The organism is Nocardia spumae, from assembly GCF_020733635.1.
Lineage (GTDB): Bacteria > Actinomycetota > Actinomycetes > Mycobacteriales > Mycobacteriaceae > Nocardia > Nocardia spumae.
Map to the genome: position 1 here is coordinate 4,215,710 of NZ_JAJFZL010000001.1, position 26,229 is coordinate 4,241,938.

The 26,229-nt window shown below is 67.3% G+C and carries 28 protein-coding genes; 14 read left to right on the top strand and 14 right to left on the bottom strand.

Going from position 1 to position 26,229, the window contains the following annotated elements; all coding sequences use genetic code 11:
• Nucleotides 1–23: 23 nt before the first annotated feature.
• The 3 genes from LKD76_RS18855 to LKD76_RS31935 are packed head-to-tail and all read right to left on the bottom strand — an operon-like array spanning nucleotide 24 to nucleotide 1,803.
• Nucleotides 24–1,412: an ABC1 kinase family protein gene (locus tag LKD76_RS18855; RefSeq protein WP_227982636.1), complete on the bottom strand. Its 1,389-nt coding sequence runs from the start codon at nucleotides 1,410–1,412 to the stop codon at nucleotides 24–26.
• Nucleotides 1,409–1,672, bottom strand: a complete 264-nt coding sequence (locus tag LKD76_RS18860) for a DoxX-related protein (protein ID WP_227982637.1) — start codon at nucleotides 1,670–1,672, stop codon at nucleotides 1,409–1,411. Before LKD76_RS18860 ends, LKD76_RS18855 begins: the two co-directional genes overlap by 4 nt.
• Before the next feature lie 5 nt (nucleotides 1,673–1,677).
• The gene (locus tag LKD76_RS31935) at nucleotides 1,678–1,803 is read right to left on the bottom strand and encodes a hypothetical protein (RefSeq protein WP_255660143.1); all 126 of its coding nucleotides are present in this window, start codon (nucleotides 1,801–1,803) and stop codon (nucleotides 1,678–1,680) included.
• Between the two features lie 245 nt (nucleotides 1,804–2,048).
• On the opposite strand from LKD76_RS31935, the gene LKD76_RS18865 reads away from it, so the two are divergent.
• A complete protein-coding gene (locus tag LKD76_RS18865; RefSeq protein ID WP_227982638.1) occupies nucleotides 2,049–3,017 on the top strand; it encodes an Lrp/AsnC family transcriptional regulator in 969 nt (322 codons plus the stop codon).
• A gap of 13 nt (nucleotides 3,018–3,030) precedes the next feature.
• Here the strand turns inward: LKD76_RS18865 and LKD76_RS18870 are convergent, their stop codons facing one another.
• Nucleotides 3,031–4,053 (bottom strand): alpha/beta hydrolase, encoded by a 1,023-nt coding sequence (locus tag LKD76_RS18870; protein WP_227982639.1) that lies wholly within the window; start codon nucleotides 4,051–4,053, stop codon nucleotides 3,031–3,033.
• 246 nt (nucleotides 4,054–4,299) lie between these two features.
• Entirely contained in the window at nucleotides 4,300–5,526 is a 1,227-nt protein-coding gene (locus LKD76_RS18875; protein ID WP_227982640.1) for an esterase/lipase family protein, read from the bottom strand.
• A 383-nt stretch (nucleotides 5,527–5,909) separates the two neighbouring features.
• Here LKD76_RS18875 and LKD76_RS18880 point away from each other — a divergent pair, with 383 nt between their 5' ends.
• Complete coding sequence (locus LKD76_RS18880) at nucleotides 5,910–6,536, top strand: YdcF family protein (protein ID WP_227982641.1); 627 nt, start codon at nucleotides 5,910–5,912, stop codon at nucleotides 6,534–6,536.
• 30 nt (nucleotides 6,537–6,566) lie between these two features.
• Here the strand turns inward: LKD76_RS18880 and LKD76_RS18885 are convergent, their stop codons facing one another.
• The 4 genes from LKD76_RS18885 to LKD76_RS18900 form a co-directional block, all read right to left on the bottom strand.
• Nucleotides 6,567–7,637 carry an alpha/beta hydrolase gene (locus LKD76_RS18885; protein WP_227982642.1) on the bottom strand — a complete coding sequence of 357 codons (1,071 nt, stop codon included), beginning with the start codon at nucleotides 7,635–7,637 and terminating at the stop codon, nucleotides 6,567–6,569.
• The gene (locus LKD76_RS18890) at nucleotides 7,634–8,827 is read right to left on the bottom strand and encodes a PucR family transcriptional regulator (protein ID WP_227982643.1); all 1,194 of its coding nucleotides are present in this window, start codon (nucleotides 8,825–8,827) and stop codon (nucleotides 7,634–7,636) included. Before LKD76_RS18890 ends, LKD76_RS18885 begins: the two co-directional genes overlap by 4 nt.
• 421 nt (nucleotides 8,828–9,248) lie before the next feature.
• Nucleotides 9,249–10,550 carry a lipase family protein gene (locus tag LKD76_RS18895; RefSeq protein WP_227982644.1) on the bottom strand — a complete coding sequence of 434 codons (1,302 nt, stop codon included), beginning with the start codon at nucleotides 10,548–10,550 and terminating at the stop codon, nucleotides 9,249–9,251.
• A 308-nt stretch (nucleotides 10,551–10,858) separates the two neighbouring features.
• The gene (locus LKD76_RS18900) at nucleotides 10,859–12,073 is read right to left on the bottom strand and encodes a lipase family protein (protein WP_227982645.1); all 1,215 of its coding nucleotides are present in this window, start codon (nucleotides 12,071–12,073) and stop codon (nucleotides 10,859–10,861) included.
• A 176-nt stretch (nucleotides 12,074–12,249) separates the two neighbouring features.
• On the opposite strand from LKD76_RS18900, the gene LKD76_RS18905 reads away from it, so the two are divergent.
• The 3 genes from LKD76_RS18905 to LKD76_RS18915 all read left to right on the top strand — a co-directional run bounded on the left by LKD76_RS18905 (nucleotide 12,250) and on the right by LKD76_RS18915 (nucleotide 14,832).
• Complete coding sequence (locus tag LKD76_RS18905; protein ID WP_227982646.1) at nucleotides 12,250–12,471, top strand: hypothetical protein; 222 nt, start codon at nucleotides 12,250–12,252, stop codon at nucleotides 12,469–12,471.
• 157 nt (nucleotides 12,472–12,628) lie between these two features.
• Nucleotides 12,629–13,915 (top strand): PucR family transcriptional regulator, encoded by a 1,287-nt coding sequence (locus LKD76_RS18910; protein WP_227982647.1) that lies wholly within the window; start codon nucleotides 12,629–12,631, stop codon nucleotides 13,913–13,915.
• An 89-nt stretch (nucleotides 13,916–14,004) separates the two neighbouring features.
• The gene (locus LKD76_RS18915; protein WP_227982648.1) at nucleotides 14,005–14,832 is read left to right on the top strand and encodes a hypothetical protein; all 828 of its coding nucleotides are present in this window, start codon (nucleotides 14,005–14,007) and stop codon (nucleotides 14,830–14,832) included.
• 22 nt (nucleotides 14,833–14,854) lie between these two features.
• On the opposite strand, the gene LKD76_RS18920 is transcribed toward LKD76_RS18915, so the two are convergent.
• A complete protein-coding gene (locus tag LKD76_RS18920; protein WP_227982649.1) occupies nucleotides 14,855–15,697 on the bottom strand; it encodes an acyl-CoA thioesterase domain-containing protein in 843 nt (280 codons plus the stop codon).
• Nucleotides 15,698–16,206: 509 nt separating this feature from the next.
• Between LKD76_RS18920 and LKD76_RS18925 the strand changes: the two genes are divergently transcribed.
• Complete coding sequence (locus LKD76_RS18925; RefSeq protein ID WP_227982650.1) at nucleotides 16,207–16,458, top strand: hypothetical protein; 252 nt, start codon at nucleotides 16,207–16,209, stop codon at nucleotides 16,456–16,458.
• A gap of 75 nt (nucleotides 16,459–16,533) precedes the next feature.
• On the opposite strand, the gene LKD76_RS18930 is transcribed toward LKD76_RS18925, so the two are convergent.
• Nucleotides 16,534–17,433: a Sco1979 family transcriptional regulator gene (locus tag LKD76_RS18930; protein WP_227982651.1), complete on the bottom strand. Its 900-nt coding sequence runs from the start codon at nucleotides 17,431–17,433 to the stop codon at nucleotides 16,534–16,536.
• A 127-nt stretch (nucleotides 17,434–17,560) separates the two neighbouring features.
• Entirely contained in the window at nucleotides 17,561–17,797 is a 237-nt protein-coding gene (locus LKD76_RS18935; RefSeq protein ID WP_227982652.1) for a DUF397 domain-containing protein, read from the bottom strand.
• Nucleotides 17,798–18,287: 490 nt separating this feature from the next.
• Between LKD76_RS18935 and LKD76_RS18940 the strand changes: the two genes are divergently transcribed.
• From LKD76_RS18940 to LKD76_RS18950, 3 genes are all read left to right on the top strand, one after another.
• Nucleotides 18,288–18,503 carry a hypothetical protein gene (locus LKD76_RS18940; RefSeq protein WP_227982653.1) on the top strand — a complete coding sequence of 72 codons (216 nt, stop codon included), beginning with the start codon at nucleotides 18,288–18,290 and terminating at the stop codon, nucleotides 18,501–18,503.
• A 163-nt stretch (nucleotides 18,504–18,666) separates the two neighbouring features.
• Nucleotides 18,667–18,948, top strand: a complete 282-nt coding sequence (locus tag LKD76_RS18945; protein WP_227985310.1) for a hypothetical protein — start codon at nucleotides 18,667–18,669, stop codon at nucleotides 18,946–18,948.
• 114 nt (nucleotides 18,949–19,062) lie between these two features.
• The gene (locus LKD76_RS18950) at nucleotides 19,063–19,716 is read left to right on the top strand and encodes a hypothetical protein (RefSeq protein WP_227982654.1); all 654 of its coding nucleotides are present in this window, start codon (nucleotides 19,063–19,065) and stop codon (nucleotides 19,714–19,716) included.
• Nucleotides 19,717–19,741: 25 nt separating this feature from the next.
• Here the strand turns inward: LKD76_RS18950 and LKD76_RS18955 are convergent, their stop codons facing one another.
• Nucleotides 19,742–21,160, bottom strand: a complete 1,419-nt coding sequence (locus LKD76_RS18955) for an amino acid permease (RefSeq protein WP_227982655.1) — start codon at nucleotides 21,158–21,160, stop codon at nucleotides 19,742–19,744.
• A 106-nt stretch (nucleotides 21,161–21,266) separates the two neighbouring features.
• On the opposite strand from LKD76_RS18955, the gene LKD76_RS18960 reads away from it, so the two are divergent.
• The 4 genes from LKD76_RS18960 to LKD76_RS18975 all read left to right on the top strand — a co-directional run bounded on the left by LKD76_RS18960 (nucleotide 21,267) and on the right by LKD76_RS18975 (nucleotide 24,669).
• The gene (locus tag LKD76_RS18960) at nucleotides 21,267–22,643 is read left to right on the top strand and encodes an MFS transporter (RefSeq protein WP_227982656.1); all 1,377 of its coding nucleotides are present in this window, start codon (nucleotides 21,267–21,269) and stop codon (nucleotides 22,641–22,643) included.
• Nucleotides 22,633–23,076 carry a MarR family winged helix-turn-helix transcriptional regulator gene (locus LKD76_RS18965; protein ID WP_227982657.1) on the top strand — a complete coding sequence of 148 codons (444 nt, stop codon included), beginning with the start codon at nucleotides 22,633–22,635 and terminating at the stop codon, nucleotides 23,074–23,076. Before LKD76_RS18960 ends, LKD76_RS18965 begins: the two co-directional genes overlap by 11 nt.
• A gap of 10 nt (nucleotides 23,077–23,086) precedes the next feature.
• The gene (locus LKD76_RS18970) at nucleotides 23,087–23,572 is read left to right on the top strand and encodes a universal stress protein (protein WP_227982658.1); all 486 of its coding nucleotides are present in this window, start codon (nucleotides 23,087–23,089) and stop codon (nucleotides 23,570–23,572) included.
• 83 nt (nucleotides 23,573–23,655) lie between these two features.
• Nucleotides 23,656–24,669 carry a DoxX family protein gene (locus LKD76_RS18975; RefSeq protein WP_227982659.1) on the top strand — a complete coding sequence of 338 codons (1,014 nt, stop codon included), beginning with the start codon at nucleotides 23,656–23,658 and terminating at the stop codon, nucleotides 24,667–24,669.
• 31 nt (nucleotides 24,670–24,700) lie between these two features.
• On the opposite strand, the gene LKD76_RS18980 is transcribed toward LKD76_RS18975, so the two are convergent.
• Nucleotides 24,701–25,534, bottom strand: a complete 834-nt coding sequence (locus LKD76_RS18980; RefSeq protein WP_227982660.1) for an alpha/beta fold hydrolase — start codon at nucleotides 25,532–25,534, stop codon at nucleotides 24,701–24,703.
• Between the two features lie 97 nt (nucleotides 25,535–25,631).
• Between LKD76_RS18980 and LKD76_RS18985 the strand changes: the two genes are divergently transcribed.
• Nucleotides 25,632–26,219: a TetR/AcrR family transcriptional regulator gene (locus LKD76_RS18985; RefSeq protein WP_227982661.1), complete on the top strand. Its 588-nt coding sequence runs from the start codon at nucleotides 25,632–25,634 to the stop codon at nucleotides 26,217–26,219.
• Nucleotides 26,220–26,229 lie beyond the last annotated feature (10 nt).

Genomic DNA, 26,229 nt, shown 5'->3' on the forward strand with positions numbered 1-26,229 from the left:
GCGCGGGCGCTACCGCCGCGGAATCAGTCGGCCGGCAGTTCCACCCCGTCGGCGGCGACCTTGGCGGCCACCTCCTCGGGGAAGATGTTGCGGAACAGGTAGAGGTCCTGTCCCAGCCGCCAGCCCGGAGCCAGCGCCACCGCGTACCGCTCGAAATAGCCCAGCTGCTTGCCCATCAGCAGCAACTGTTGCGGGCCCGACGCACCCCGTCGCTTCCCGAATTCCACCAGGCGGGCCGCGACCTTACCCATATCCAGCTGTGCCAGCTTGCCCGACAGCACGGGCGCCAGCGCGGTGGCCAGCTGCCGTCCGATGGTGGCGTCGTCCTCGGCGTCACCGTCGACGAGATCCAGCTCGCGCAGCGCCCGCGCGACCGGCCGGAAATCGCCGTCGATGGCGCTGGCGTGGAACAGTGCGCGCACGAAGGCGCGCCACTGCGGAGTCATTGTGCCGACGATGCCGAAATCGAGCATCGCGGCACGACCGTCGTCCAGCAGCCACAGATTGCCGGCATGCACGTCGCCGTGGAAGAGTCCGTGTACCACAACGCTTTCCACCCACGCCTTGACCAGGCGGCGGATCAGCAGTTCGGGATCGGGATGAACGGCGCGAATATCGTCGAAGCGGTCCAGCGGCATACCTCGCATCCGCTCCATGCACAGCACCCGGGGACCGCAGTACTCCCAATACACCTCGGGGATCGCGACGCCGGCATTGTCGCCGAACGCGGCCAGATCGGCGCGGGCCTGGGCCTGATTCCGGGCCTCGTTGCGGAAATCCAGCTCGGCCACGGTGGTGTCGTACAGATCCCGCACCACGCCCTCGGCATTGGCGATCCGTGCATTCTCCGATCGCTTGGTCAGCACCCCGGCCAGCCGGTAGGCCGCGCGCAGATCGACGATCATGCGGCGCGCGATATCCGGGCGCTGGATCTTCAATACCGCGGGCCGGCCGTCGGCGAGCACACAGGCGTGCACCTGCGCCACCGACGCCGCCGACAGCGGGGTGTCGTCGAATTCGCGGAACAGCTCCTCGACCGGGGCGCCGAGATCGGCCTCGATCACCGCGCGGGCGTCGGTGGAGGGGAACGGCGGCACATCGTCGAGGCAGCGCAGGCAGGCATCGGCGAGTTCGTCGGGAAACGAGGCCGGTGACGAGGCGATGAGCTGGCCCAGCTTGACGAACATCGGGCCCAGCACCTCGAAGCCGTCGACCGTCCCGTCCGCCATCGCGCGGCGGCGCCGCGCGGGACGCATCCCCTCACGCAGCACTCGACGGGCCACCCGACTACCGATCACCGTGCCGATGGCGGCGGTGCGCCGGAATTCGGAGAAGCCGAATTTCTCCAGCGGGGGTACCGGCGGTGGCGTGTCCGCACCGGACCCGGCTGCGGTCTCGGTGGCCGCCGTCACCGCTGGTCTCCGCCGACCGCCTGCTGACCTGCCCGAATCATTCGTCGCGACCGTCCCATCGTCGTAAGCGTAAGTGCACAGTCTACGTCCGCCCCGCCGGCTCGCCCGTGGACGCGGCCGACCGCGAGCGCGGCGTGGATATTGGCGGGCAGCATCACCGCGAACAGCGCCACCACACCGAGTGCGGCCCGGCGGCGGGTCGCGGTGAGTGCCATCCCGGCGGCGCCCAGCAGTTCCAGCACACCGGTCGGATACACCATGGCGTCTACACCATGGCGTCGGGGAAGGGAACAGGCGGCGGCACCATCGGCACCAGATCGCCGTGAGTGGGTGCGGGACCGCCGGCCAGCGCGTCCGGCAGAAAGTGGGTGGTACCGGTCATTACCAGCATCGCCGCCAGCGCATGGGGCGGCGCAACTGTGCCAGGTGGCGAAGCGCCGGACGCCGAGAGCGCCGGCCAGTCGCAGGATCAGCAGGACGGCGCCGAGGAGGAACAGGGTCTGCATGTCATACCTTCGGGAATGGCGTAGCGAATGTCGCGACTGTGGTCATGGCCCCAGCATCGGCCCAGATACCAGGGAATCGACAGCCATACGACGCACATCGGTGAAATCCGACATCGGATAGGATTCCGCGGTGGATTCCCATACCACCCTGGACGAGCTGGATCACCGGCTGATCCATGCCCTGCAACTCGACGCGCGCGCCCCGTTCAGCCGGATCGCGGTCGTACTGGGCGTTTCGGACCAGACGATCGCGCGCCGGTACCGCAGACTGCGGACCACGAACGCGCTGCGGGTGGTGGCGGTACCCGACGCCCGGCAGCCCGGACATGTCGAATGGCTGGTCCGCATCCAGTGCGCCCCCGCGGCGGCCGCGGGTATGGCCGCCGGCCTGGCTCGCCGTAGCGATGTCTCCTGGGTCACCATCACCTCCGGCGGCGCCGAGATCACCTGTATCGCGCGGACCCGCTCACAACGACACAGCGACGACCTGTTCCTGCAGAAGCTCTCCCGCACACCACGGTTGGTGAGTATCACCGCGCACCGGCTGCTGCGTTACCTGGTCGGTGTGGGCGGCTGGTCGGCCCGCACCTCGGCGCTGACCCCCGACCAGGTCGCGGCGCTGACCCCGGTCCGCGCCGCGACCAGGCCGATCGAGCCGTCCGAGGCCGACGAGAGATTGATCCGGGCGCTGGCCCGCGACGCGCGAGCGGATTACCGGACACTGGTCACGGCGAGCGGATATCCCGAATCGACCGTGCGCCGGCGCATCGATCAACTCCTCGATTCCGGTGCGATGTACTACGACGTCGATCTCGATCCGGCCGCACTCGGCTACGAGATCGAGGCCATGCTGTGGCTCACGATCTCCCCCGCCCAGCTCGGCGAGATGGCCTCAGCACTGCGGACCCACACCGAGATCGCCTTCGCCGCGGCCACCACCGGCCCCACCAATGTGGTCGCCTTCACCGCCGCCCGGGACGCCGACGCCCTGTTCGACTATCTGGCCACCGACCTGGGCGCCCTGCCCGGACTGCAGCGAGTGGAGACCGCACCGATCATGCGCACGGTCAAACGCGCCGGCGCCACATTCCTGCCGTGAACCGGCCGCACTGTCACGCGGCGATACCCAGCCCGGCCGCCAGTACCGGCCACGAGCGCTTCAGCGCATCCTGCCAGTAGCCCCACGAGTGGGTGCCGGTCGGCTGGAAATCGAAGGTCGCCGGAATTCCCAGCTCCCCCAGCCGGCTCGCGAGATTGTGCGTGCACCAATCGGCCGCCGCCTCGATCACCCCGCCGATCACCAACTGGTCCAGATATCCGCGCGGACCGGGTTGCATGTGCTCACCGCCGTAGACGTCGTACATACCGGGCACACCGGTTCCGGTGGACACGAACAGGTTCAGCCCGCGCAGTCCATCGGCGTGCACGTACGGATCGTTGGCCACCCACATCGGATCGTCGTCGGGGCCGTACATATTGTCCACATCGCCACCGCCCCAGGTCTGCACCGACAGTTTCACGAACTCCCGGCCCATCGGATCACTGATCTGCGCGCATCCGGAGTAGGCGGCCACCGAGCGATACAGTCCCGGCGCGGCGATCGGTAGTTGCAGCACCGAGGTGCCGGAGGTCGACAGTCCGGCCAGCGCGTTCGCCCCGGTGGTCCGGTACCGCCCGTCGATCAGCGGCGGCAGTTCCGCGGTGAGGAACGTCTTCCATTTGTACACACCGAGTTTCGGATCCGGCGCCCGCCAATCGGTGTAGTAGCTCCAGCGACCGCCGACCGGCTGCACCACGTAGGTCTGCTTACCGGACAGGAAGCCCGCGACGTCGGTATTGCGTTCCCAGGTCGCCGAATCCTGACCGCCGCCCCCGCCGTTGAGCAGATAGAGCACGGGCGCGGCGGAGTCTCGATCCGCCGGCAGCTGCACCTTGACCATGATGTCGGTGTTCATCGCCGCCGAATGCACGCGCAATTGCTCGGTGTGCGGGTCGAGCTGCCAGCTACCGGTGACCGTCGAGCCGTCGGCGGCGGCCGGCTCGGGCTGGGCGCCCGCCGGCGCGGCCGTCGGGACCGCGCCCGTCAGACCGAGGACGACGGCAATGATGCTGCCGCGCATCATCTTTGCGAACATGAGTACTCCTGGAGTGAGGATCGAATCGGCCGCCGATACGACGAGGCCCGCCGGGCGATGCGGTGTGAGGACATCGCCCGGCGGGCGAACCGCCGTGGGTGTGTGCACTCCGAGGCGCGGAGACGAGGTCGGCGTATCCTGCTCCGCGCTGGACCCCACGGCGGCGCGCGGCCCGCCGGAACACGATGGGAATGAAGGGCTTTCGCGTTCCGGCGGGCAGGTTCGAGGGTCAGAACATCGTCAGGGTCACAGCTTCCCACCACCACCCAGCAACCACGGATTGAACGTGCACACCAAACCCGGAGACGCCACCGGATCCAACGCATTCAAAATAATCGACAACGAACGCGGCGAATACATCATCGTCAAATGATCCGACAAATCCTGCTCACACCCGTCCTGCATCGTAATATTCCTCACCGTCGCCCCCGGCCCCGCCTTCAAAAACGTCAAATCATACGGATTCGTCACCTCGTCGTACCGACTCCCCACCACCGTGTAATCCACACCCGGCACCGTATCCCCACCCGCATTCAACTGATTCACAAAATCCGAACCGATCGTCTGCTGAATCCCCGAATGACCCACGAAGATCTCCACCAAACCCAGCACATCGATCCCGAAATTATTCACCGCACGACCCAACGCACCGATCCCGTCCAACGACGTCCCATGATTCGTCGCACCGAACGTGATCTCACGACGCACCTTCCCCGCACCACCATCGAACTTCAGATACCACCGCGACATCGCACCCCCCTGCGAATGCGCCACGATATCCACCTTCCCCGACCCCGTCGCCGCCAACACCCGATCCACGAACTCCGCCAACTGCTTCGACGAATCCTGGATATACCCCGTCCCGTTCGCCCCCGGCAACACCGAACCCAAACCACCCCCCTGAATCACATTCGACCTACCATAATTGAACGTGAACACGCAATAACCCGCATCCTTGATCGGCTGCGACACAAACGAAAAATTGTCATACGCGTTCTCCCACGTACCATGCACCAACACCACCGGCTCCGGATGCGCCGCACTCGGCTTACAATTCCAATCATTGGCCCCCGGCGGCGCCACATCCGGATGCAACAACCCATACCCGAACGCCGCCAAGAACGACGACTGCCCCGGCCCGAACCCCACCGTGTCACTCGACATCCCACCCGACGACCCCGAACTCGACCCCGACCCCCCATAACAATCCCCCGACCCGTTCCCCGACCCCGCACCACTACCCGACGTACACGCCGACCCCGTCCCCGAACTCCCCGAATCCGCCACCGCACGCGCAGCCGGATCCTTCAAACCACGCGTGATCAACTCCGCCAACTGCCGCTCCCGCGCCTGATCACCCGGCGACGCGGTCGGATCGGCCTGGGCGGAGGGGCCCGCGAGGCCCAGGGCCGACAGCGAGATCACCGCCGCGAACACGGCATAGCGCGGCCAACGGCGAATGGTGGGCCTCATACGTGAACCTTTCGTCAGAACATCGGTGTTCTTCGTCGCGGTGGCGAGGGCGCGCCTCGGCACCGGAACCGACCTCAGACGCTAAAGTCGCGTACGAGTTGGCGATACCGGCTCGACCGGTGTCTTCGGAATCTCACGAGTGACCGATCACGTCACAGTGAAGTTGCACAAGCGCAGCGGGAAAGAACGCGGCCGGGAAACGATTACAAATCCCGGCATCGGTACCGTCACAACACAAATGGCATTCGAGCCGTGAAAATTCCAGCGATACAACCAATTACGACCCGATCACGAAAACATATCGGATTATCGAAACCGCGTTGTCCGCACCGGCCCGGGGCACGTCCCCACGTGACACGGCCCCCACATCGTCTGGAGTCCTGATGCCCGGCACTCGTACGTCCTTCCGGCTCAACGGAATTCGTCTCGTCGCCGCTACCGCGCTGGTCGTCGGCGCCCTCACCGCGGCAGTCGCTCCCCTCGCCGCCGCCGATCCGCTCTCCGACGCGGTCGGCGCTATCGAACAGCTCGGCGCCGTCGCGGATCCACTGCCTTTGATGCCTACCCCGCACGGCCCGGGCACCGCGATCGTGGTGCTGGGCTACGGCCTGCTGCCCGACGGCAGCATGCGCCCCGAACTCATCGCCCGCCTGCAGGCCGCACTCGTCCAGGCGATGGTGTCGCCGGCCTCACCGATCATCGTGACGGGTGGCAATCCGCAGGCCGGCACCACCGAGGCCGATGCGATGGCGCGCTGGCTCATCGCCCACTCCATTGCCCCCGAACGGATCCACATCGAAAGCCGGGCCTCCGATACGGTCCAGAACGCCGTCAATTCGGCGGAGCTGATGCACGCCCTCGGCGCCGCTGACGCCGTGGTGGTCACCTCCGCCGACCATATGCCCCGCGCGGTAGCCGATTTCGTCGATGCCGGAGTACCGGTGGTGGGCACCGTCAGCCCACAGGACCTCCCGCTCGGGGTGCTGACCGCCTTCGGCCCACTGGAATGATCCGCGCGCTCCCGGCGGCGGGTCGGGCACTCAGCGCGGACCCCATGTCCGCGAGATCCCCAGGCCCGCCGCCAGTGCGTCCCAGGCCGAGGGCAGGGCGGCGGTGAAGTCCGGCCAGGAGTGGGTCCCCGCGGGGAGATAGCGCACGGTCGCCGGGATATCGAGCTGGCTCAATCGCGCGGCGAAGCGTTCGGTGCAGGTGCGCGCACCCGCTTCCAGAGCCACGCCACCGCCCGCCGAGCGCAGCGCGCCGGCCACATCGTGTGCCGTGGCGATCACGCCCAGATCCGGCGGGCTCGGCAAACCGGTGGCCGCCGACAGGTAGATCGGTGTCCCGCGCAAATCCTCGGCGCGGAGATAGCTGTCGTGCGCCGCCCATTCCGGCGAATTCGGCGGGCCCCACAGATTCTCGGGGTTGCCGCCGCGCGAGGCGACCGTGATACGGGTGACCGCTTGGCCGACCTCGTCGGAGGTGGAGTAACAGCCGCTGATCCCCGCCACCGCGCGATAGAAGCCGCGATGGCGCTGGGCCAGCATCATCGCGGCCTGTGCTCCCATCGATACGCCGGCGACAGCCCGGCGGCCGTCGGAACGCAGGTACTTCTCCACGATCGGCGGTAATTCGTCGACCAGAAAGGTTTCCCAGCGATTCAGTCCGAGGGTGCCGTCGTAGTGATCCCAGTCGGTGTACATACTGCCCACGCCGCCTCCGGGCAGGACTACATCGACCGGCTTACCCGCGAAGAACCGCGCGGCGTCACCATCGGTGAGCCAGCCGGAGGTCGGTCCGCCCTCCACACCGTCGAGCAGGTAGAGCGTGGGCCGGGGTTCGGTATCCGCCCCGTGCAGCACATCGATCGGCACCACGCGCCGCATGGCGGCCGATGCCACATACAACCGGTCCCAGCCGGGCCGCTGATTCTCGCTCCGTACCAGTGTGGTTCGGGTCACCGCGGGATCCACGGCCGGTGCGGGCACGGGTACCGGCGCCGGATCGGCGGACACCGATGCCGACACCATCGCGGTAGCGGCCACCGCCGCGGCCACACTCAGCGCCGCACGGCCGAGCACCGGCGCTGTCCGGCCGGTTCGTGGGCTCACGCGTACTCCTCGGTGCGAGAGTCGGTGCCGAGATCGAAGGCCAGCAATGCCAGGCTGGCGCGAGCGATACCGTCCGGGCGAGCCAACTCGATACCTGTCAGCCGTTCGATCCGCCGGACCCGATGCGAAAGACTGTTGGGGTGTATCGCGAGCCGCCCAGCGGTCGACTTGCGATCCAGTCCCGAGTCTACGTACGCCCGAAGAGTTTCCAGCAGTTCCGGATACGGTGTCAGCGGGCTCAGCACCGCCGCGAGATGATCTCGTGCCGGTCCCGGCCTGGTCAATTGGTATTCCACCGCCACATCGGCGATGTCGTAGAGTCCCGGCGGGCGGCCCAGCGCACGCACCAACTCCAGCAATTCGTGTGCCTGCGCCGCGAGTTCCGGAATGCGCGCGGTCACCCCGGTGACCACGGCCGCGGTCAACGGTACCGAGGCCGCCGCCGACAGGACCTCGAGGGTATCGGCGGTGAGAACCGGCGCATCGATGCGCGCGGTCGCACCGGAGTCCGCGGGAACCAGGATGGTGCCGCCGTCGACCGACAGCAACGACAGTGCCCGGGAACCCAGCACAGGCGCGAGCGCACTCTGCAACCGTCGCAGTTTTCGGCGCGCGACGGTCTCGGCATTGCGCCGCGGATCGGTTTCGCCCGGATGTGGCGCGATCGACAGCGCCACCACCTGGTAGGACGGCGCGACGGCGATTCCGGTGCGGCGCGCCAGAGCTGCCCGGCCGTGCCCGCTCAGCAGTGCGGTCACCAAGGTCTGGGCGGCGGTCTGATGATGCCGGGCGGCACACCGATGTTCGTCGAGATAGGCGGCCGAGGTGGCCACGGTCACCGTCTCGAGCAGCCGCAGGGCCTGGTCGGCGTCGGCGATCAGATTCCCGCCGTCGCCGCGACCGTCGGCGAGATCGATGAATGCCGTCCGTACCGCCTCGTGGTAGGCCCGCAGCACGGTGTCGAGATCGACACCCTCGCGCGCCCACGCTCCCGCGCGACCGACGAGCTCGGCCAAGCGCGTGGCGTCGGCCGGCACCGGATCGGGTTCGACCACGAGATCTGCGGCCAGTGCGAGGCATTCACGCACGCCGACGCCGAGCTCGGCGGTGGTATCGGTGCGGGTGACGGGGGCCTCGGCGCCCGCACCGCGAGTCAGGGTCGCCGCCAGGCTGGGTGCGGATGGTGTCATCGGGTCGCTCCAGAATCTTTCCCCGCGCGAGGTGTGCCCACCGGATGCCCTGGGGTGAAGGTGCACCCGGCGGACGGTTCCACTGCTACGCACAGTCACCACGTCGAGGAAGGGGTTGGAAGTCCTGGTGCCGCAGCTCGAGCTGTACGTCGTGAGCGGCAAATTCGAGTCTCGGGCGCCGCTCATCGGTGGCCGGCCCGACGCCGCACTGTCGACCTCCTTATCTCCCGAAGGTGCGGTGCGTCGGTGCCGAACGCGGCACCGTCCGCGCAAAAACCGGTGCCGCGTTCATATCACGGTACGGCCACGAATTCGCGTCGAGTCCGGGTCGTCGTTGATCCGATGACAATTCATGAACCGCACCGAGGGCGGCTGGGGTCCGGACACAAAAGCCCGTCGCTGTGAATGCGCGCAGTGCCGATCAGCATTCGTCTGGTGCGGGCGCACCCTGCAACCGTTGATCGACCCAGCTCATCGCCTCCGGATATCCGAGCCCGGCCGCGATGATGTGTTCGCCCGGCACACTGCGGTATATCGCTGCCACACCCATCGAACACTGATCGTGGTAGAGCTCACGCGCACCGGCGGCCGGAATCCAGAATTCCTGTTCGCCGTTGTAGACGTAGAGCGGTACAGCCGATTTCATGCCCTGCATGCGCGTGACCCGGTAGATGTCGCCGGCCAGCGCGCTGTGCAGCGGATCAGGACTGTCCGCGGCGATATCGATGGGAAGCGACAGCACGCCGGGGACGGCGAATACACCCGCACAGGTGTCCTTGAGCGGCGACAGCGCCGCCCAGCGCGCGAGATTGTTCATCCGTGCCAGGATTTCGGGCCGCTCCCGTCCGACGCCGAAGGTGGCGGCCAGGAACACCCCGGATGCCAGATTGGCGTTCATGCTCGTCGACAGGATCTGATAGTCGGCGGGCACTCCGCCGAGGGCGGCCCCGACCACGACCGACGCCAGCTCCGGTGCGTAGGAATCGATCAGCGCCACCGCACCGCGGGTGGCGATGGCACCGCCGGAGTATCCGTGCATCGCGTATCGGCTGTTGCCGAAGTCGGCCGGCAGCGCCGAGCGCACCGCGCGAATCGAATCGAGTACCGCGTGCCCGGCGACGAAGGGTTCGGCATACGCCATCCGCGGACCCTCGTGATCGGGGATCAGCACCGCGTAGCCGCGCAACAACGCCAATTGGGTTGTCGGTGGGACGAAATCGGTGGTGCCGGTATCACCGGTGAATCCGTGCGCGAGCGTGTAGCCGGGCGTGCACTTGCGGCCCAGCGCATCGATCGGCAGATTGTTCACCAGCACTGGCCGCGTGCCGGGACCCGCCCAGGGCGCTGCCGGAACGGCCAGTGTCGCAGTGGCATACGACGGCCCGTCATGGGCGTCGGTGGTGCGGAATTTCAGCTGCAGCGCGCGCTGTACCGGGACCACCAGCAACGGCGCCGCGGTCGGGGTCACATCGCGGGTGGTGATCACGTCGCCGGGACGGAACCGGTCCAGATCCGCGGGCCAGTCGTCCACCATCGGATCGCCCACCGGCGAAGGCATCACCGCGTCCTGCAGCCGGGCCAGATCCGGGGATACCCCGGCCTCGACACCGGCGGCCTGCTCCGGAGCCGGGATGGGAGGTGGCGGAATCAGGGCATCGATCCACCGTTGCAACGGCGACTGTTCCGATCCCGTCGCCGGATCGGGCGTCGCCGGATTCGGCACCGGTCCCGACGGTAACGATATGGAGGGTAACGGCAACGCGGGCAAGGGTATCGGCGGCTGTGCCGTCGCGGTCCCCCACACGGGACCACAACCGATCAGCAGCATCGCGACCAGAGCATGCCGGATTCGCATGGCGCACCCCCACTAGAGCTCACCCCTGGTCTCCAAGTGCGCGCCCCGACCCGGGTTCCGCACCGAACCAAGTGTGTCGAGACTACCGGCGCGGATCCGGTTGCCCCACTGGCGTGTTCGGATCGTGCGCGGTGCGAGTCCGCTTCGAGACCGAACCGCCGGCGCGGCCCCCGCGGTCAGCAGTTGCTGGGCACCGGCTGCGCGTGCATCCGGCCATCCAGCCAGCCCAGGACCTGCGGCAAGCCCAGGACCGCGGCGGTGAGGTGGTCCGGTACCGGAATCGCCTCCGACTGCACCGTGACGCCGGCCTGGCACCAGCGCCGATCGGTGTTGACGATGGAGTCGACCGGAATGAGCCCGTCGATCGGCGAATGCCATTCGAAGATGGGCATATTCGGCACACTGTCGGTGTAGAGCTCGAGACTGTTGTCCTCGACCACCTTGCGCGCGACCGGATCCTCGGTCATCGAGGTGGTCTTGGCGAACTCGGTCACACCGTGTCCCGCACCGGTCGCCAGCAGGCCGTTGGTGCAGCTGTCGGCCATGGCCTTGCGTGCGGTCAGGCCCTTGTCGTTGAGCTGATCCGAGATCGGGAACCGGTCGGGATACTCACGTTCGAGGCCGAGCCCGGCAGCGAATGCCAGACCGAAGGCCGGATGCGACCCGTAGCCCAAGCCCTCCAGCATCTTCACCATGTTCATCGGCACCCCTCCGGCCGCCGCGCCGGAGATGCGCAGTTCGGGCGCATAGACCGGGGCGAGCGCGGCCGCCCACGCGGTGGCCATCCCGCCGCCGGAGTAGCCGGCCATCGCCACCGGGCTGTGCTCGAGCTTCAGTCCCGCGGCGCGCTGCACCGCGCGGATGCCGTCGAGAGTGATCTGGCCGCCCAGTCGCGCCGCGCCGTAGGCGAACTGCGGCCCGAGATGGTCGGGCATCGCGATACTCCACCCACGCTGCAGCACCACGTTGTAGGCCGGGGCCTCACGCACCATCAGATCCGGGTTGTTGGTGTAGAGCGTGTGGGAGATACCGCATTCGGTGCCCAGCCCGTTGATGATGGTCTGATAGGACAGCAACGGCCCGTCGGCCGCGCGATTGCGGGGCGTCAGCACGGTGGTGGTCGCCGCGATCGGCTTGCCCTCGGAGTTGGTGGAGCGGAACTTGATCAGCGTGATGTCGGTATCGGGGAAAATGGGCAGCGCCGGTAGCGTTTTGGTCGCCAGGACATCGCCCGGGTGATGCTCGGCGATATCCGCGGGCGCCGCGTAGAACGGGTCCGGATCCGGCGCCGGGTAGATCGGTTGCGCCGGTGCGGAAGTCGTGGCGGCGGCGATCAGCAGCAGTGTGCCGGCGGCGACGCACAGCGCCCGCCGGACCGCGGTAAGGCCCATGAGCCAACAGACTATCGGGCGCGCGGAGGGCACCGAAATCCGACCGGCGCGTCCTGACAAATCACAAGACGCGCGCGCGAGCCCCTGTGTTACGCGATGAATTCCGGACTGAAACCTGTTCGGGTTACCGGCGAGTACGTAGCTTCGATCCTGCACCGATGCAAAGGAGCACGGCCATGGACATTCCCCATCCGGTCCCCGAAGCGCCCACCCGCCGGATCACCGTCTACTTCGACGGCACCGGTCCCGGCGACGAGCTCGTGCTCGAATACGCCGCCACGCGAGCCGAAGCCTGGGAGTTCGCCGCCGCGGCCGTGCATTCCGGACTGGCGGTCACCGTCGACGGCATGATCCGCCCCGGATTGCGCCCGCTACCGTGCCGCCGATTGTGGCACTGAGGAACGTCTCACAGTCCGGGAGCCTGTGAGGAATCACAACAACATGTCGACCTGGTTCGATTTCGGCACAGACGATTCGTGAAGCGCCCTCGCTTTCCGGGACGACAGTTAGCGTTAATCGCCGGAACAGATAGTTCGGGAGCGGAAGGAGTCAGCGATGACAGTCGACAGCGCGAGCCGATCGAGTCTCACCTTCTCGGGACGGCCGATGTCGTCGCCGTTGAGGGATGTATGGTCCCTGTCCCGGCACATGGTCGGCCACTTCGTCGAAAACGTCGCACCCTGCGGCACCCTGCCCGGCGACGCCATCCACGGCGACATCACCACCATCACCCGCACCTGCCTCGAACTCGCCATCAGCCTCCTCGACGGCCGCGACATCCCCGAAAAAACCGAACGCCTCAAAGACGCCGCCGCCGCCTGGGCCCGCGAAGGCGTCCCCATCGACACCATCCACCACGCCATCCACGAAGGCTTCAAAATCGGCTTCGACCTCGTCGTCACCAACGCCACCACCAAAAACACCAGCAATACCGGCAGCACCACCAGCGCGAGCACCGAACCCACACTCACCCTCACCCACACCGACTACACCAACCTCCTCCAAGGCGCCAAACTCCTCGTCGAAATCCTCGACACCATGACCACCGCCGTCTCCCACGCCTACGTCCGCGAACTCCGCGCCGTCGTCTCCGAACACCACAACGCCGTCCACACCCTCACCTCAGCACTCCTCGGCGGCCACCCCACCAGCACCATGGCCCGCGAATGCGGCATCGAAATCGCCGACAACTACCACATCCTCGCCCTCCACATCCCCCCACACCCCGACCAACACAACCCCCACCTCGACCCCACCATCATCGCCCGCCGCAAACTCCGACGCATCCAAGCCGCCCTCGCCACCACCACCCACACCACCACACTCTCCCTCCTGTCCACCGACGGCGGCACCCTGCTCATCCCCACCACCCACACCACACCCACCGACCTCGACCCCCTCATCACCCACCTCTCCCACGCCGCCCGCGTCCCCATCACCGCCACCACCACAACCACCACCACCACCGACATCCCCACCGCCACCGACCAAACCCACCAACTCCTCGACATGGTCACCCGCCTCGAATCCATCCCCGGCCTCTACCGATTCGACGACCTCGCCCTCGAATACCAACTCACCCGCCCCGGCCCCGGACGCGACCACCTCGGCACCCTCCTCAACCCCCTCGACCACCACCCCGAACTCCTCACCACCCTCCAAACCCACATCGCCAACAACCTCAACCGACAACGCACCGCCCGACTCCTCCACGTCCACACCAACACCGTCGACTACCGACTCAAACGCATCGCCCAACTCACCGGCTTCGACCCCACCCAAGCCAGCGGACTCTGGTACCTCCGCTCCGCCCTCGTCGCACGCACCTACACCACCAACTGAAAGCACAGGTGAAAGAACGTTTTCCGGACCAGGTGCGGAATCTCCGAGTCCGCTTGCCAGACCACCTCATTGGGGGTAAGTCTTCGAGGGTGACAGTCGATCGGGCGCAGACGTCGTCGCGCCGGCGTAACTGGGAAGAACTGCCCCCGGCCACCCGGGCGGCAGTCGAAGCGGTGACCGGGCCGGTCGTGCGGGCCGATTCGGTGATCGCCGGATTCAGCAGTCAGTTGGCCACGGTGATCGAGACCGCGCGGGGCCGCACGTTCATCAAGGGTGTGCCGCAACGAGATCCGGAGGTCTGGACCCAGCACCGCGAGGCCACCCTCGCCCGGCATGTCACTCCGGTGGGCCCGCGACTGGAATGGCAGATCGCGGCGGGCGGCTGGAATCTGCTCGGATTCGAGTTCGTCGCAGGGCATTTCGCCGACTTCCGCGTCGACTCCGACCTCGAGGCCACCGCTGCCGCGATGGCGGCGCTGGGCCGGTTGCGCTGCCCCGGCGAGATCGAGCTCAAGGACGCCGAGGTCCGCTGGGGCTCCTATCTCGACGCGGACGCCGACACCGCGGTCTTCGCCGGCGACGCACTCCTGCACACGGACTGGAACTACAGCAACGTCATCATCGACGAACCCGCCGGCGCCCGGCTCGTGGACTGGCCGTGGGCGACCCGCGGCGCCGCGTGGATCGACCCCGGCTGCTGGATCGTCTGGCTGATCTTCGCCGGGCACGAGCCGGCGACGGCCGAGACGTGGGCGGCCCGAGTCCCCGCCTGGCACAACGCCTCCGAGCGGGACCTGCGGATATTCTCCGGCGCGCTGGCCGCCGAATGGACCGCGACGGCCAATCGACGCCCCAACATCTGGACCCACGGCCTCCGCGACGCGGCCCGCCGATGGGCCGACCACCGCGGCCGTTGATCCGCCTGCGCCGAGCCGCGGGTCAGGACCGGACGCCGCTCGCCGCGGCGATCACGCCATCCAGGTGACCTGCCGTGATCTGCCGGGCGGCATTGGAGACCGCGGTGATCATCGCGCTGCCGAACGCGCCGTCGCGATCGAACAGCGTGGCCGTGCCGGCCGCGATACCGTGCCGGCTCAGGTGGTTATCGGCCTCCACCCCGATCTCGGTGCCCTCGGGCATCCGCACCAGGGCCAGTGTCAGATCGGTATTGATGAATCCCACACCGGCACTGGACCAGTTGGTGACCATACTGGTCTGCTCGGCGGCCATCGCCGCCACGACGAACGGCGACGGCCGTTCACCGTCGACCACATGCACCGGATGCTGCCAGCTGCGCTTGCGGCTGCCGTTCTCATGTTCCGACGGCACCCGGGACCATTGCGCCGATTCGTCACTGTGCCACAGCGGGGCGGTGGGCCCGTCCGACGGTGGCGCCACCTCCAGCGACGGCGGCATCGGCTGCTGCTCCCGGGTCCAGATCTCGCCCGGAGGTTGCTCGGACGGCTGCAGCAGGACCACCGAAGCGCGCGCCGCGGGTTCGCCGTCCTGGGTCACGACCGCATCTGCCAGCCGAATCCGTTTACCGCTACGCACGCGGGTGGTGGCGACCGACAACTCACGCATGCGGGCCGGCTTGAACAGGTCGACGGTCAGGCGCACCGGTACGAATCCGTCAGTGGCGTGCTCGGTGTCCAGCGCACGCGCCAGCAGTCCGCACAGCGCCGGTCCTACCACCTGATCGGCCGACCACTGGCTGGCCGCCATCGGGTGCGGGGCGAACCCCTGCCCGTCGACCGCGAAGTATCCCTGCGACCCGTCCATTGCGCGTGCCCGTCTCCTCTGGTCGCCGTACCGGCGCGCGCCCTCGTTCCGGCCGCCTCCGCGACAGCCCGCGCTCGCCGGCGGCGACTGATCTTGCTGCTCATGGCAGATATAGCACGCCCCGTCACAACCAGCGCGCCGAGCTATGCTGCCATAACACATATATTTTCCGTTTGAACCACCCGTCCGGTCCGCTCGGAAACAGCGCAGCAAGCCATTCGCGGGATCGGCCTGGCATGATCAGGATGTTATCGTCGCCGCTATCGTGATCGGCATCCGGCGCATCCCGCAAACGACGGCCGTGGCGGTCGTTCGCAGCAACTCGTCAGCACCCGAAATCCTTGCCCTGACCGGCGATTCGATGTTGCAGATGTGCTTGCATACGATCTGGACAGCGACCTAGACTCGAGCTGCAAGTCAAAGCAGGGGACTACCCGTGAGCCGCAGGGTGAACCGGAAGCCAATTTTCGCAGAAGGAAATCGTGCGGCCTGGCGTCAGGGGCGCACGTATGAACCAGCCAATGAGTCTCGGCCGGATCGGTCTGATGGATCGGGACCGGAGCGAGTCTCACCTCTATTCGCGGGAAACCGCAACATGTTTCGTCATCGACGCGGTCGAGTCCACGGGCGCGGCGACACGGGACGATTTCGATATCGATCGCATCGTTGCCACTGCACACGCACTGGTCAACGATTGGGATTTCGACGTGATGCAACCGGAAGCCTTCTGGCGCATCGCATCCAGTTGTATCAAGCAGTAATCGAACACGACAGTGGCCGCCGACCTTCGGGTCGGCGGCCACTGTTGTCTTATCGGTGATCGTGCCGCAGGCGGCCTAGTCCTGATCGGGCAGCTCGGCCGCCGCCTGCTTCATCATCTCGCGCGAACGCTCCGGCGGTTCGGCCTGCACGCTGAGGCGATCCATGACCTGCCGGTACAGCTCGAGATCCTGCTGGCGATCCAAATACAGCGCGCTGGTGAGCTGTTCGAGATACACGATATCCGGCAGCTCGGGCTCGGCGAAGCGCAGCATCGTGAACGAGCTGCCCGCGGCCGCATGCCCACCGGCCGCGTACGGCAGCACCTGAATCGTCACGTTCGGCTTACTGGAAACCTCCACCAGGTGGTCGAGCTGATCACGAAGCACCTGCCGGCCGCCGATAGGACGGTGCAGCACCGCTTCGTCGATCACCGCCCAGAGGGTCGGCGCCCCGGGACGATCCAGGATTTCCTGGCGCTTCCGGCGCAGTTCCACCCGGCGCGCGGCCTCGGCGTTCTCATGACCGAGCGCCACCACCGAGCGGGTGTACTCCTCGGTTTGCAGCAGGCCGGGCACCAACTGCCCCTCGAAGGTGCGAATGGACTTCGAGGCATGCTCCAGACCCAGGTAGGTCTCGAACCATTGCGGCAGTAGGTCGTTGTAGCGGTGCCACCATCCCGGCTGGTTCGCCTTGCTCACCAGATCGAGGAACAGCTCGCGATCCTCGTCGTCGGTGACGCCGTAGAGCGTCAGCAGATCGCGAACATCGCGTTCCTTGAATCCGGTGCGCCCCAACTCGAGTCGGCTGATCTTGGCGTGTGAGCCACGAATGTGCTCACCAGCCGCCTCGCGGGTGATGTTGGCGCCTTCCCGCAGTTTGCGGAGCTGTCCACCGACCGCGATCCGAAGCGCTGTCGGGCCGCGTTCGGCGACAAGCGAATCCACACGGCCGATCCGGACGGGCTCTGCCATCATGAGGTTTACTCCGATGCTCGACGATCACCGGCAATGAGGGTACAGCCATCGAGTGCAGCTGGTCGAACATCAGGTAACCCTGCCTCGTCGCGTACCGACACCGCGCCGAGTGCCATGCTACCGCCGATCACGCCAGATCGTCGAACTCTCCGCTCTTCGCGCCGCGGAGGAACGCGTCGATCTCCGGGCGGGTGTAGACGAGGACCGCGCCCTCGGGATCACGCGAGTTACGAACGGCAACCAGGCCATTGGACAAATCGGCCAATTCGACACAGTTCCCGCTCGGATTGCTGAACGTGCTCTTGCGCCACCCGGCCTCGGACAGGCGGCCGGCGGCAGTGGCAGTGGCAGTGGAATCGGTCATGACTGTCTCCAGGTCTCGTGGTGGCCGAGTCCGGCCGCGATGGCCGGTTCTCGGCGATTCCGGATGATCGGGCCGATGCCAATCTTCAGCCCTTGCATATGTTCGAGCAAATGTACTTGCATTTGAAACCGACGGTTTGAACGATAGCACGCAGATTGGCCCGGATCGAGCGCTCCGGGAAAAGAGAAAAAACCAAGGGCGACATGGACTTTTCCATTGACTCGTCATCTTTCGAACACGCCGTGAACCGCCCGAAAACACTGTCCAACCGGTCTGTTTTTCGGCCCGTTCACGGTGCCCATCCGCCCTGTGGCGCAACGAATCCGACGTACCGACGACTGTGCAGATGTACTTGCATTTGCTTCTTGCATCGCCGTAAACTCGATCGCACGCCATGGCCGGACCACACCGGAGCAGGCAGGCCGGCAGCAGCGGGAGGCCGTGGCGCGATATCGCTTCCGCATCCTCTCGCCAACGGTCAGGGCATCCCATGAACCAACTGCTTCAGCATTCCGGTACATGCGAGCACAGCACGTCCGAGCGCCGCGCGACCGGCGCCGATCCGGCCGGTGACTGCGCCACCGAACCCCACGGACTGACCTACCCCCGTGCTCGCGCGATTCTCCATGCGCACGACCGGCATATGACCTGCCGGCAGTGGATCGCCGCGGCGGCGTATCTGTCCGCCGGCCTCGACGACGAGTAGTCGAGGCGTTTCGACGAGCATTCGTCAAGACGGCTGAACGTCTCGAAACCGGTCGACGACACCGAGTTTCCGCGTCGGCGCTCGCAATCGTCTGTCCCCGGGCCTGTTCCGGGATCTAGGATGGTCGGTGATCGCACCACACCCTCTCGAGAACGAGCACATCATGATGCTTCTCGCGGTGCACGACGTCATAGTGGCCCAAGTCGGCAATCCGACGCCCGAAACTCCTCCGGCGGCGGACAAACTCCTGCAGCTGGTGCGCTACTTCACCTGGTTCATGCTGCTTTCGGGTACCAGCGCGATCATCTTCGCCGGCGGCCGGTTCGCCTGGGAGAAGTGGAGCGGCGGACGACTGGACTCGCCGAAGATGGTGGCCGGAGCGCTCGTCGGAGGCGCCATGGCCACGAGCGCCGGTACGATCATGAATTCCATTCTCGGGCAGTAGATTCCGACAATCCGGACGAATACCCCAGGTCGCCTGCGGATTCGTCCGCCATCTCGGCAATTGTGCCGCGGTACCGCACAATGGGAGCCGGATGAAGCTCGGCCCGAGGACATCATGAATACACGCGTCACCCTGCTGATCGCCGCGATGATCGCGGCACCGTTGTCGACCGGTGGGTGCGCCCACCACCATTCGTCGCCGGTGAGCCCGGCCGCCCACCCGGCGCCGCTGGCCCGGAAGGACGCTCCCGCGCCCGGCCCGGGGCCTTCCGGAACCTACACCGTGGCGCCACAGCCGGCGCCCGGCAGCTGCCACTACGGCAAGACCGGCGGTAACCAGCCACTTCCCGATCCCCGGTGCACGCCGGGGGCGATCAATCCGAAGGTGACCCCGGAAACGATCCGGTCGACCATCTGCGTGGGCGGATATACCCAATCCATCCGGCCACCGGCATCGATCACGGACCGGGAGAAGCGGGCCAATGCCCAATCCTATGGCTACACCGGTGATCTGCGCGATGCCGAATACGACCACCTGATCTCCCTGGAACTCGGTGGCGATCCGAACGATCCGCGCAATCTATGGGTCGAACCACCCTCGCCCGACCACCGCTCCGGGGCCGGTCCGCGCAACCCCAAGGACACGGTGGAGAACCAGCTGCACGAACTCGTGTGCTCCGGCGCCGTCGGACTGGCGGACGCGCAGAGCGCCATCGCCGCCGACTGGACCACCGCGCTGGCCGCGGTCGGGCACCCCGGCGGAAAGTAGTCGCTTCGCGGTGATTTCGCGGCGCTCAGCTCGCTGCGGCCTCGCGCCGGCCCACCAGCCGGTTCACGATCGGGTATCCGGCGCACACCAGCACCGCCCACACCAGGCCCACGATCAGCGCGGTGCGGCCGCTGTCGGTCCAGAACAGCAGCACCACGACCAGGCCGAGAAACAGCAGCGCCAGCACCGAGGTGACCGGAGCGCCCGGCAGGCGGTAGTCACTGGCGGGCAGCACGCCGCGGCGCACCCGGACACGGTAGATGAGGTGGCAGACCAGGATCATGCCCCAGACGAAGATGATGCCGATGGTCGACACCGAGGTGATGTAGTTGAACGCCTTGTCCGGTGAGATGACATTGACGACCACGCCGATCACCATCATCGCCGCCGACAACACGATGCCGGCCCAGGGCACCCTGCGGGCACTGAGCCCGCCCAGCGAGCTCGGCGCCTCACCACGCAGCGACAGACTGCGCACCATCCGGCCGGTGGAGTAGATACCGGAGTTACACGACGACAGCGCCGCGGTCAGCAGCACGAAATTGATGATGCCGGCCGCACCGGGAATGCCGATCTGCTCGAACACCTCGACGAACGGGCTGCGGCCGGAATGGAACACCCGCCAGCTCGACACCGACATGATGACGATCAGCGCGCCGACGTAGAACAGCCCGATACGCAAGGGCAGTGAGTTGATCGCCCGGCGCAGCGTCCGGCGCGGATCGGCTGCCTCCCCCGCGGTGACGCCCACCAACTCGACGCCCACATAGGCGAACAACACGATCTGCAAGGCCAGCAGCGCCTGCCCGAATCCGTTGGGGAACACCCCGCCCTCGGACCACAGATTGGTCACCGTGGGATCGGGTGCGTGGCCGAAACCGAAGATCAGCACACCGATTCCGATGAGGATCATCGCCACGATCGCGGTCACCTTGATCGTGGAGAACCAGAATTCGCCCTCACCGAACAGTTTCACCGAGATCAGGTTCGCGGCGAACAGCACACCCAGCACCACCAGCGCCGTCACCCACTCCGGGACCGCGAACCAATACTTGACGTACTTGCCGGCCACGGTGATCTCGGCCATGCAGGTCGCGACCCACACCGCCCAGTAGGTCCAGCCGGTGACGAAACCCGCGAAGCGGCCCAGGAATTCGTGCGCGTACTCGCCGAAGCTGCCCGACACCGGCCGGTAGGTGAGCAACTCCCCCAGCGCGCGCATGATCACGAAGATCGCCAGACCGGCTGCCAGATAGCACAGGATCAGCGCCGGGCCGGCCTGTTCGATGGCGCCACCGGAGCCGTAGAACAGACCCGTGCCGATCGCCCCGCCGATGGCGATCATCTGGATGGTGCGCGGGTTGAGGCCGCGCTGATAGCCCTCTTCACCCGCGGTGGCGAGCGCCGGCGTACCCGTCGGCTCCGGTTTCCGGTCGGTCGTCATATCGCAGCACCGTACCGGGTCCGGCCGCAGGTGCGACTCCAGCGACCACGCAGTGAACTAGCTCACACCCCTTGCCTCGATTTAGTTGTGGTCTCACAATCATTGTGTGCCTACAACTAATTCGGCGCCGAGTTCACGCCACAAGACGATCGTGCTGGTCACCTGCTGTCTGAGCCTGCTGATCTCGTCGATGGACGCGACCATCGTGAACGTCGCGATACCAACCATTCGCTCGGACATGGACGCACCGCTGTCACGCCTGCAGTGGATCGTCGATATCTACACGCTGACGCTCGCCAGCCTTCTCATGCTCTCCGGCGCCACCGCCGACCGCTTCGGACGTAAGCGCATGTTCCGCATCGGACTGGCCGTCTTCGCGCTCGGCTCACTGCTGTGCAGCCTGGCCCCGACCATCGATCTTCTGATCGGCGCGCGGTTCGTGCAGGCGATCGGCGGATCCATGCTGAATCCCATCGCGATGTCGATCATCACCACGGTCTTCACCGGGCGGATGGAGCGAGCGCGCGCGGTCGGCGTATGGGGTGGTGTGGTTGGCATCTCCACCGCGCTGGGCCCCATGGTCGGCGGTGTGCTGATCGATGCGCTGGGATGGCAGTCGGTGTTCTGGATAAACCTGCCGATCTGCGCGATCGCGCTGGTACTGACCACGATCTTCGTCCCGGAATCGAAATCGGCGACGGCTCGCGGTATCGATCCGCTGGGCCAGGGGCTGGCGATCGTCGTGATGTTCACGCTGGTCTTCGGGCTGATCGAACACCAGCCGGAAATCCTCGCGGTGACCGCTGTGGCCCTGGCCGGATTCGTCTACGTCGAGTGGCGGCATCACTCGCCGTTCATCGACCTGCGCTTCTTCCGCAGTGTCCCGTTCTCGGCGGCCACCCTGACCGCGGTCTGCGCATTCGCCGGGTTGGGCGCTTTCCTGTTCAGCGCCTCGCTGTATCTCCAAGGGGTCCGGCACTACTCGGCCGTGCACACCGGACTGCTGTATCTGCCGATGGCCCTGGGCATGCTGATCTGTTCACCGCTGTCGGGGCGGATGGTCGGGCGCCACGGAACGCGGCCGTCGCTGGTGGTGGCCGGCACGCTGCTGGCGGTCGCGGCCGCGTTGCTGACGACCTTGCGGGCCGATACCCCGATCTGGCAGCTGATCGTCATGTTCGCGATCTTCGGCATCGGATTCGGCATGGTCAACGCCCCCATCACGACGGCCGCCGTGAGCGGGATGCCGCTCGACCGGGCCGGAGCCGCGGCGGCGGTGGCCTCCACCAGCCGTCAGGTCGGGGTGAGCGTCGGTGTGGCCTTGTGCGGTCTGCTCACCGGGGCGGGACTGTGGTGGGTGGTCGCCGCCCTGGCCGCCTGCATCGTGGCACTGGGCATCGGCGCCAACACCGCGTGGGCGCTACGCTCGCGCGACCGAATCGCTCCCCTGCTCGAACACAAGGTGCCCGTCCATGCTCGATGAACCCCCGTCCCCCCAGCCGGTGTCGTCCGCAGCACCGACTCCCGAGGAGGTCTGGCTGCTGCTGACCCATATCGTCCAGGACACCCGCGATCCGTGGAAGCGCGCGGTCACCGAGCGGATAGGCATGCCTTTCAGCAGGTTCCGTGTCCTGCGCCGGTTGCTGCCCGGACCGCTGCAGCTCAAGGAGCTGGCCCGCAGCGCCGCCATGGACGCGCCGGCCACCACGGTGGTGGTCAACGATCTCGAACAGCGTGGGCTGGTGGCGCGCGAGATGGATCCGGCCGATCGGCGCTCGAAACTGGTCACCATCACCGACGCCGGCCGCGAGGTGGTCGCAGCGGCCAAGGCCACCCCGGATCCGCCGCCGCCCACCCTGTCGTCGCTGTCTGCCGACCAGTTGCGGACCCTGCGCGATCTTCTCGGCCTGCTCTAGGCTCGACGGCGTGGCCGAAGAGAAAACTCCGGAGTGGGCGCCGGGCCTGTCGTCGGGCTTCGAGCTGGGCACCGACGGGCCGCGCGTGATCATGGTCGGCATCGATGGTTCGGACGCCTCCTGGCGGGCGACCTCCTACGCCGCCGGTCTGGCTCGGCGGCAGAACGCCCTGCTGGCAATGATTTACGTGCAACCGTGGATGGCCATGGCCGGCGCCTACGGCGTCGATGTGCAGGGCGCGACCGCCGAGGTGGCCGAGGATCTGGCCCGCCAGATTCGCGAACACGCGGAGAAGGTCGAGGACGTCTACCGCATCCGCTGGAAGTTCATCACCCGCCGCGGCGATCCGTTCACGGTGTTGTCCGAGGTAGCCGACGAACTGAAGGCCGACGGTGTGGTGGTCGGCGCCTCGGAGAAGGCCGGACATCGAATCATCGGATCGGTCGCGGTGCGTCTGGTGAAAGCCGGACGCTGGCCGGTTACAGTCGTGCCCTGAGGCCCACCTCGCGTCTCGGGTGATTGAGACGCCGCATCGGGGGAATCCGCCGGAACGAGACCGTTGAGGAAGGGATTTTCCATATGTTGATTCGCCGCCTGGCCCGTCCGCTGCTCGCATCGGTATTCGTCGTCGACGGCATCGACACTCTGATGCATCCCGAATCACGAACGCAGGCCGCCACCACCCTGGTGTCCCATGGTGAGCAGCGCCTGCCGGATTCGGTATCGGCCAAACTCCCGGGCGACCCGGCGAAGGTCGTCCGGATCAACGCCGTCGTCCGGGTCGGCGCCGGAACCTTGCTGGCGCTCGGCCGTGCGCCTCGCCTGTCCGCCCTGGCCCTGGCGGCGAGCGTGGTTCCGGCCACCGTCACCGAGCAGGATTTCTGGAACGAATCCGATCCGCAGCATCGGGCCGCCAAACGCACCGCGTTCCTCAAGGACGTCGGGCTACTGGGCGGGCTGCTGATCGCGTCCGCCGATACCGAGGGCAAACCCTCGCTGGGCTGGCGCGGCCGGCGTGCCGCCCGCCGGGCCGCCGCCGCCCTGCCGTTCACCGCCACGACGACCGAGACCGTGCGCGATCGGCTGCAGCAGCAGGCCGTTCGCGGCAAGGAACTCGCCGCCGTGGCCGCCGACCGCGGCGCCGATCTGGCCGCCGTGGCCCAGTCACGCGGCGGTGAGATCGCCGAGGTAGCACGCGAACACGGCACCGAATGGGCGGATCTGGCCCGTAACCGCGGCGCCGAGCTGGCCGGGAACGCCCTCGACCATCGTGGTGAGTGGGCCGAGACGGCCAAACGCCACGGCGAGACCCTCGCCGCGGCCGCCCGTGAACACGGCGAGGACCTGGCCGAGATCGCCAAACGCAAGGGCACCGAGTTCGCCGCCACCGCCGGTGATCACCGTGGCGACTGGGCAGAGATCGCGCGGGCCCGCGGCGCCGAATGGGCCGAGGCCGCTCGCGAACACGGCGGCGAATGGGCCGAGGCCGCCAAGCATCGTGGTGCGGTGTTGTCCCACCTGGCCCGCGAGCGCGCCGAACACGCGGCCGAGACCGCGCGGCAGCGGCTCAACGAGGCCCGCGCGCACGAGTAGGCGCATCAGGCGATCCGCGCGGCGCGGGCGATCAGGCCTCGGTGAGGAACGCGGTGAGTTCGGCGGCCACGGCGTCGGGCCGGTCCAGCATAGAGAGCACATAGGCGTCGTCGAGCTCGACCAGCCGCCCCTGGGGCAGCAGTTCGGCGAGCCGGCGCCCGTGGCCGCGCGGCATCACCTTGCCCGCCGAGGACCACAGCACCAGCGACCTGCCCGGGAATTTGCGCAGCGCATCGGTATTCGCGATCAGCTGCTCCGGCGGCGGTAGCGACAGTCCGTACTTCCGGATATCGCGGCGGATCGCCGGCTCGCGCATCGCCGGCGTGGTCCAGCCGTCCATCAGGTCGTCGGGCAGCGGGCGGCGGGCCATCCGGCCGAACAGGAACGGTGCCCGGCGCAACCACCCGATGCGCAGCTGCCGCAGCGCGAGCGACAACCCGCCGGGTATCCGCGCGGCGAGCACCGCCAGTTTGCCGGGTACTCCCGGCGGGAAGTTGTCGAAGGCCTCGCAGGGCAGGGCCACCAGCTGCGAGACACGTTCGTCGAGGCCGTAGGCGGTGAGGAACAGTCCCCCGCCCCAGTCCGAGTGCACGAGAGTGACGTCGTCGAGATCGAGGGCGGCGAGGAAGTCCGCGATGATCGCGTTCAATCCGGGCAGGCTCAGATCGGCGTCGGCGCGCATCGGCTCGGGGTGGGCCCCCAGGGGCAGCACCGGCCGCAGATATCGAAATCCGCTGGGCAGCAGCGGCATCACCCGATCCCACACGGTGTGATCCATGATCAATCCGTGCAGCAGGACCACCGGCGGGCCCTGCCCCTCGTCGGCGTAATGAATCGGCCCGGCAGCGACGTCGATCACCGGCATATCGGCCCACCTCCGCATCGCCCGCTATCCGGGCCTTGGAAAATCGCTCTCACCTGCTAGAACACTCGCTCTAGAGCGTTTGTTCTAGTATGGGAGCATGCCCGAGATCGTGTCAAGCCCGACCGCCGAGCGCATCGTCACCGCGACCGCGGAGTTGATGCGGCGGCAGGGGTACGGCGCCACCAGCGTCAAACAGATCACCACGGCCGCACATGCCCCCATCGGCTCGCTGTATCACCATTTCCCGCAGGGAAAACAGCAGATCGCGGCAGCGGCGCTGCGCACCAGCGGTGCCGCCTACATCCAGCTGCTTCCGCTGTTGATGGACCCCCATCCGGATCTGCGCGAGGCGGTCGTCGCGGCGTTCACCGCGGCCGCCGAACAGATCGAGCAGTCCGGGTGGATGAACATGTGCCCGGTCGGCACGGTGGCCGGCGAGGTCGCCGACAGCGAACCGGCATTGCGCGAGGTCACCGCCGAGGTGATCGACTCCTGGATCGATCAGGGCGGTGCGTATTTCCGGTCACGCGGCCTCGCGGCGACGGCGGCGCACGACTTCGTGATCGCGGTGCTGGGCGCCCTCGAGGGTTCGTTCATCCTCAGCCGCACCCTGCGATCGACCACACCGCTCGCCTCGGCCGGGCAGGCGATGGCGGCCTACCTCGACACCCTGCCCAGGGAGTAGCCGTCCGCGA

What these genes read in the sequence shown, in the direction of transcription:
- LKD76_RS18860 (WP_227982637.1), bottom strand. Translation starts at nt 1,672, where the DNA reads ATGGTGTATCCGACCGGTGTGCTGGAACTGCTGGGCGCCGCCGGGATG.
- LKD76_RS31935 (WP_255660143.1), bottom strand. Translation starts at nt 1,803, where the DNA reads ATGCTGGTAATGACCGGTACCACCCACTTTCTGCCGGACGCGCTGGCC.
- LKD76_RS18870 (WP_227982639.1), bottom strand. Translation starts at nt 4,053, where the DNA reads ATGTTCGCAAAGATGATGCGCGGCAGCATCATTGCCGTCGTCCTCGGT.
- LKD76_RS18875 (WP_227982640.1), bottom strand. Translation starts at nt 5,526, where the DNA reads ATGAGGCCCACCATTCGCCGTTGGCCGCGCTATGCCGTGTTCGCGGCG.
- LKD76_RS18880 (WP_227982641.1), top strand. Translation starts at nt 5,910, where the DNA reads ATGCCCGGCACTCGTACGTCCTTCCGGCTCAACGGAATTCGTCTCGTC.
- LKD76_RS18890 (WP_227982643.1), bottom strand. Translation starts at nt 8,827, where the DNA reads ATGACACCATCCGCACCCAGCCTGGCGGCGACCCTGACTCGCGGTGCG.
- LKD76_RS18900 (WP_227982645.1), bottom strand. Translation starts at nt 12,073, where the DNA reads ATGGGCCTTACCGCGGTCCGGCGGGCGCTGTGCGTCGCCGCCGGCACA.
- LKD76_RS18905 (WP_227982646.1), top strand. Translation starts at nt 12,250, where the DNA reads ATGGACATTCCCCATCCGGTCCCCGAAGCGCCCACCCGCCGGATCACC.
- LKD76_RS18910 (WP_227982647.1), top strand. Translation starts at nt 12,629, where the DNA reads ATGACAGTCGACAGCGCGAGCCGATCGAGTCTCACCTTCTCGGGACGG.
- LKD76_RS18920 (WP_227982649.1), bottom strand. Translation starts at nt 15,697, where the DNA reads ATGGACGGGTCGCAGGGATACTTCGCGGTCGACGGGCAGGGGTTCGCC.
- LKD76_RS18925 (WP_227982650.1), top strand. Translation starts at nt 16,207, where the DNA reads ATGAACCAGCCAATGAGTCTCGGCCGGATCGGTCTGATGGATCGGGAC.
- LKD76_RS18930 (WP_227982651.1), bottom strand. Translation starts at nt 17,433, where the DNA reads ATGATGGCAGAGCCCGTCCGGATCGGCCGTGTGGATTCGCTTGTCGCC.
- LKD76_RS18935 (WP_227982652.1), bottom strand. Translation starts at nt 17,797, where the DNA reads ATGACCGATTCCACTGCCACTGCCACTGCCGCCGGCCGCCTGTCCGAG.
- LKD76_RS18940 (WP_227982653.1), top strand. Translation starts at nt 18,288, where the DNA reads ATGAACCAACTGCTTCAGCATTCCGGTACATGCGAGCACAGCACGTCC.
- LKD76_RS18945 (WP_227985310.1), top strand. Translation starts at nt 18,667, where the DNA reads ATGATGCTTCTCGCGGTGCACGACGTCATAGTGGCCCAAGTCGGCAAT.
- LKD76_RS18950 (WP_227982654.1), top strand. Translation starts at nt 19,063, where the DNA reads ATGAATACACGCGTCACCCTGCTGATCGCCGCGATGATCGCGGCACCG.
- LKD76_RS18955 (WP_227982655.1), bottom strand. Translation starts at nt 21,160, where the DNA reads ATGACGACCGACCGGAAACCGGAGCCGACGGGTACGCCGGCGCTCGCC.
- LKD76_RS18965 (WP_227982657.1), top strand. Translation starts at nt 22,633, where the DNA reads ATGCTCGATGAACCCCCGTCCCCCCAGCCGGTGTCGTCCGCAGCACCG.
- LKD76_RS18975 (WP_227982659.1), top strand. Translation starts at nt 23,656, where the DNA reads ATGTTGATTCGCCGCCTGGCCCGTCCGCTGCTCGCATCGGTATTCGTC.
- LKD76_RS18980 (WP_227982660.1), bottom strand. Translation starts at nt 25,534, where the DNA reads ATGCCGGTGATCGACGTCGCTGCCGGGCCGATTCATTACGCCGACGAG.
- LKD76_RS18985 (WP_227982661.1), top strand. Translation starts at nt 25,632, where the DNA reads ATGCCCGAGATCGTGTCAAGCCCGACCGCCGAGCGCATCGTCACCGCG.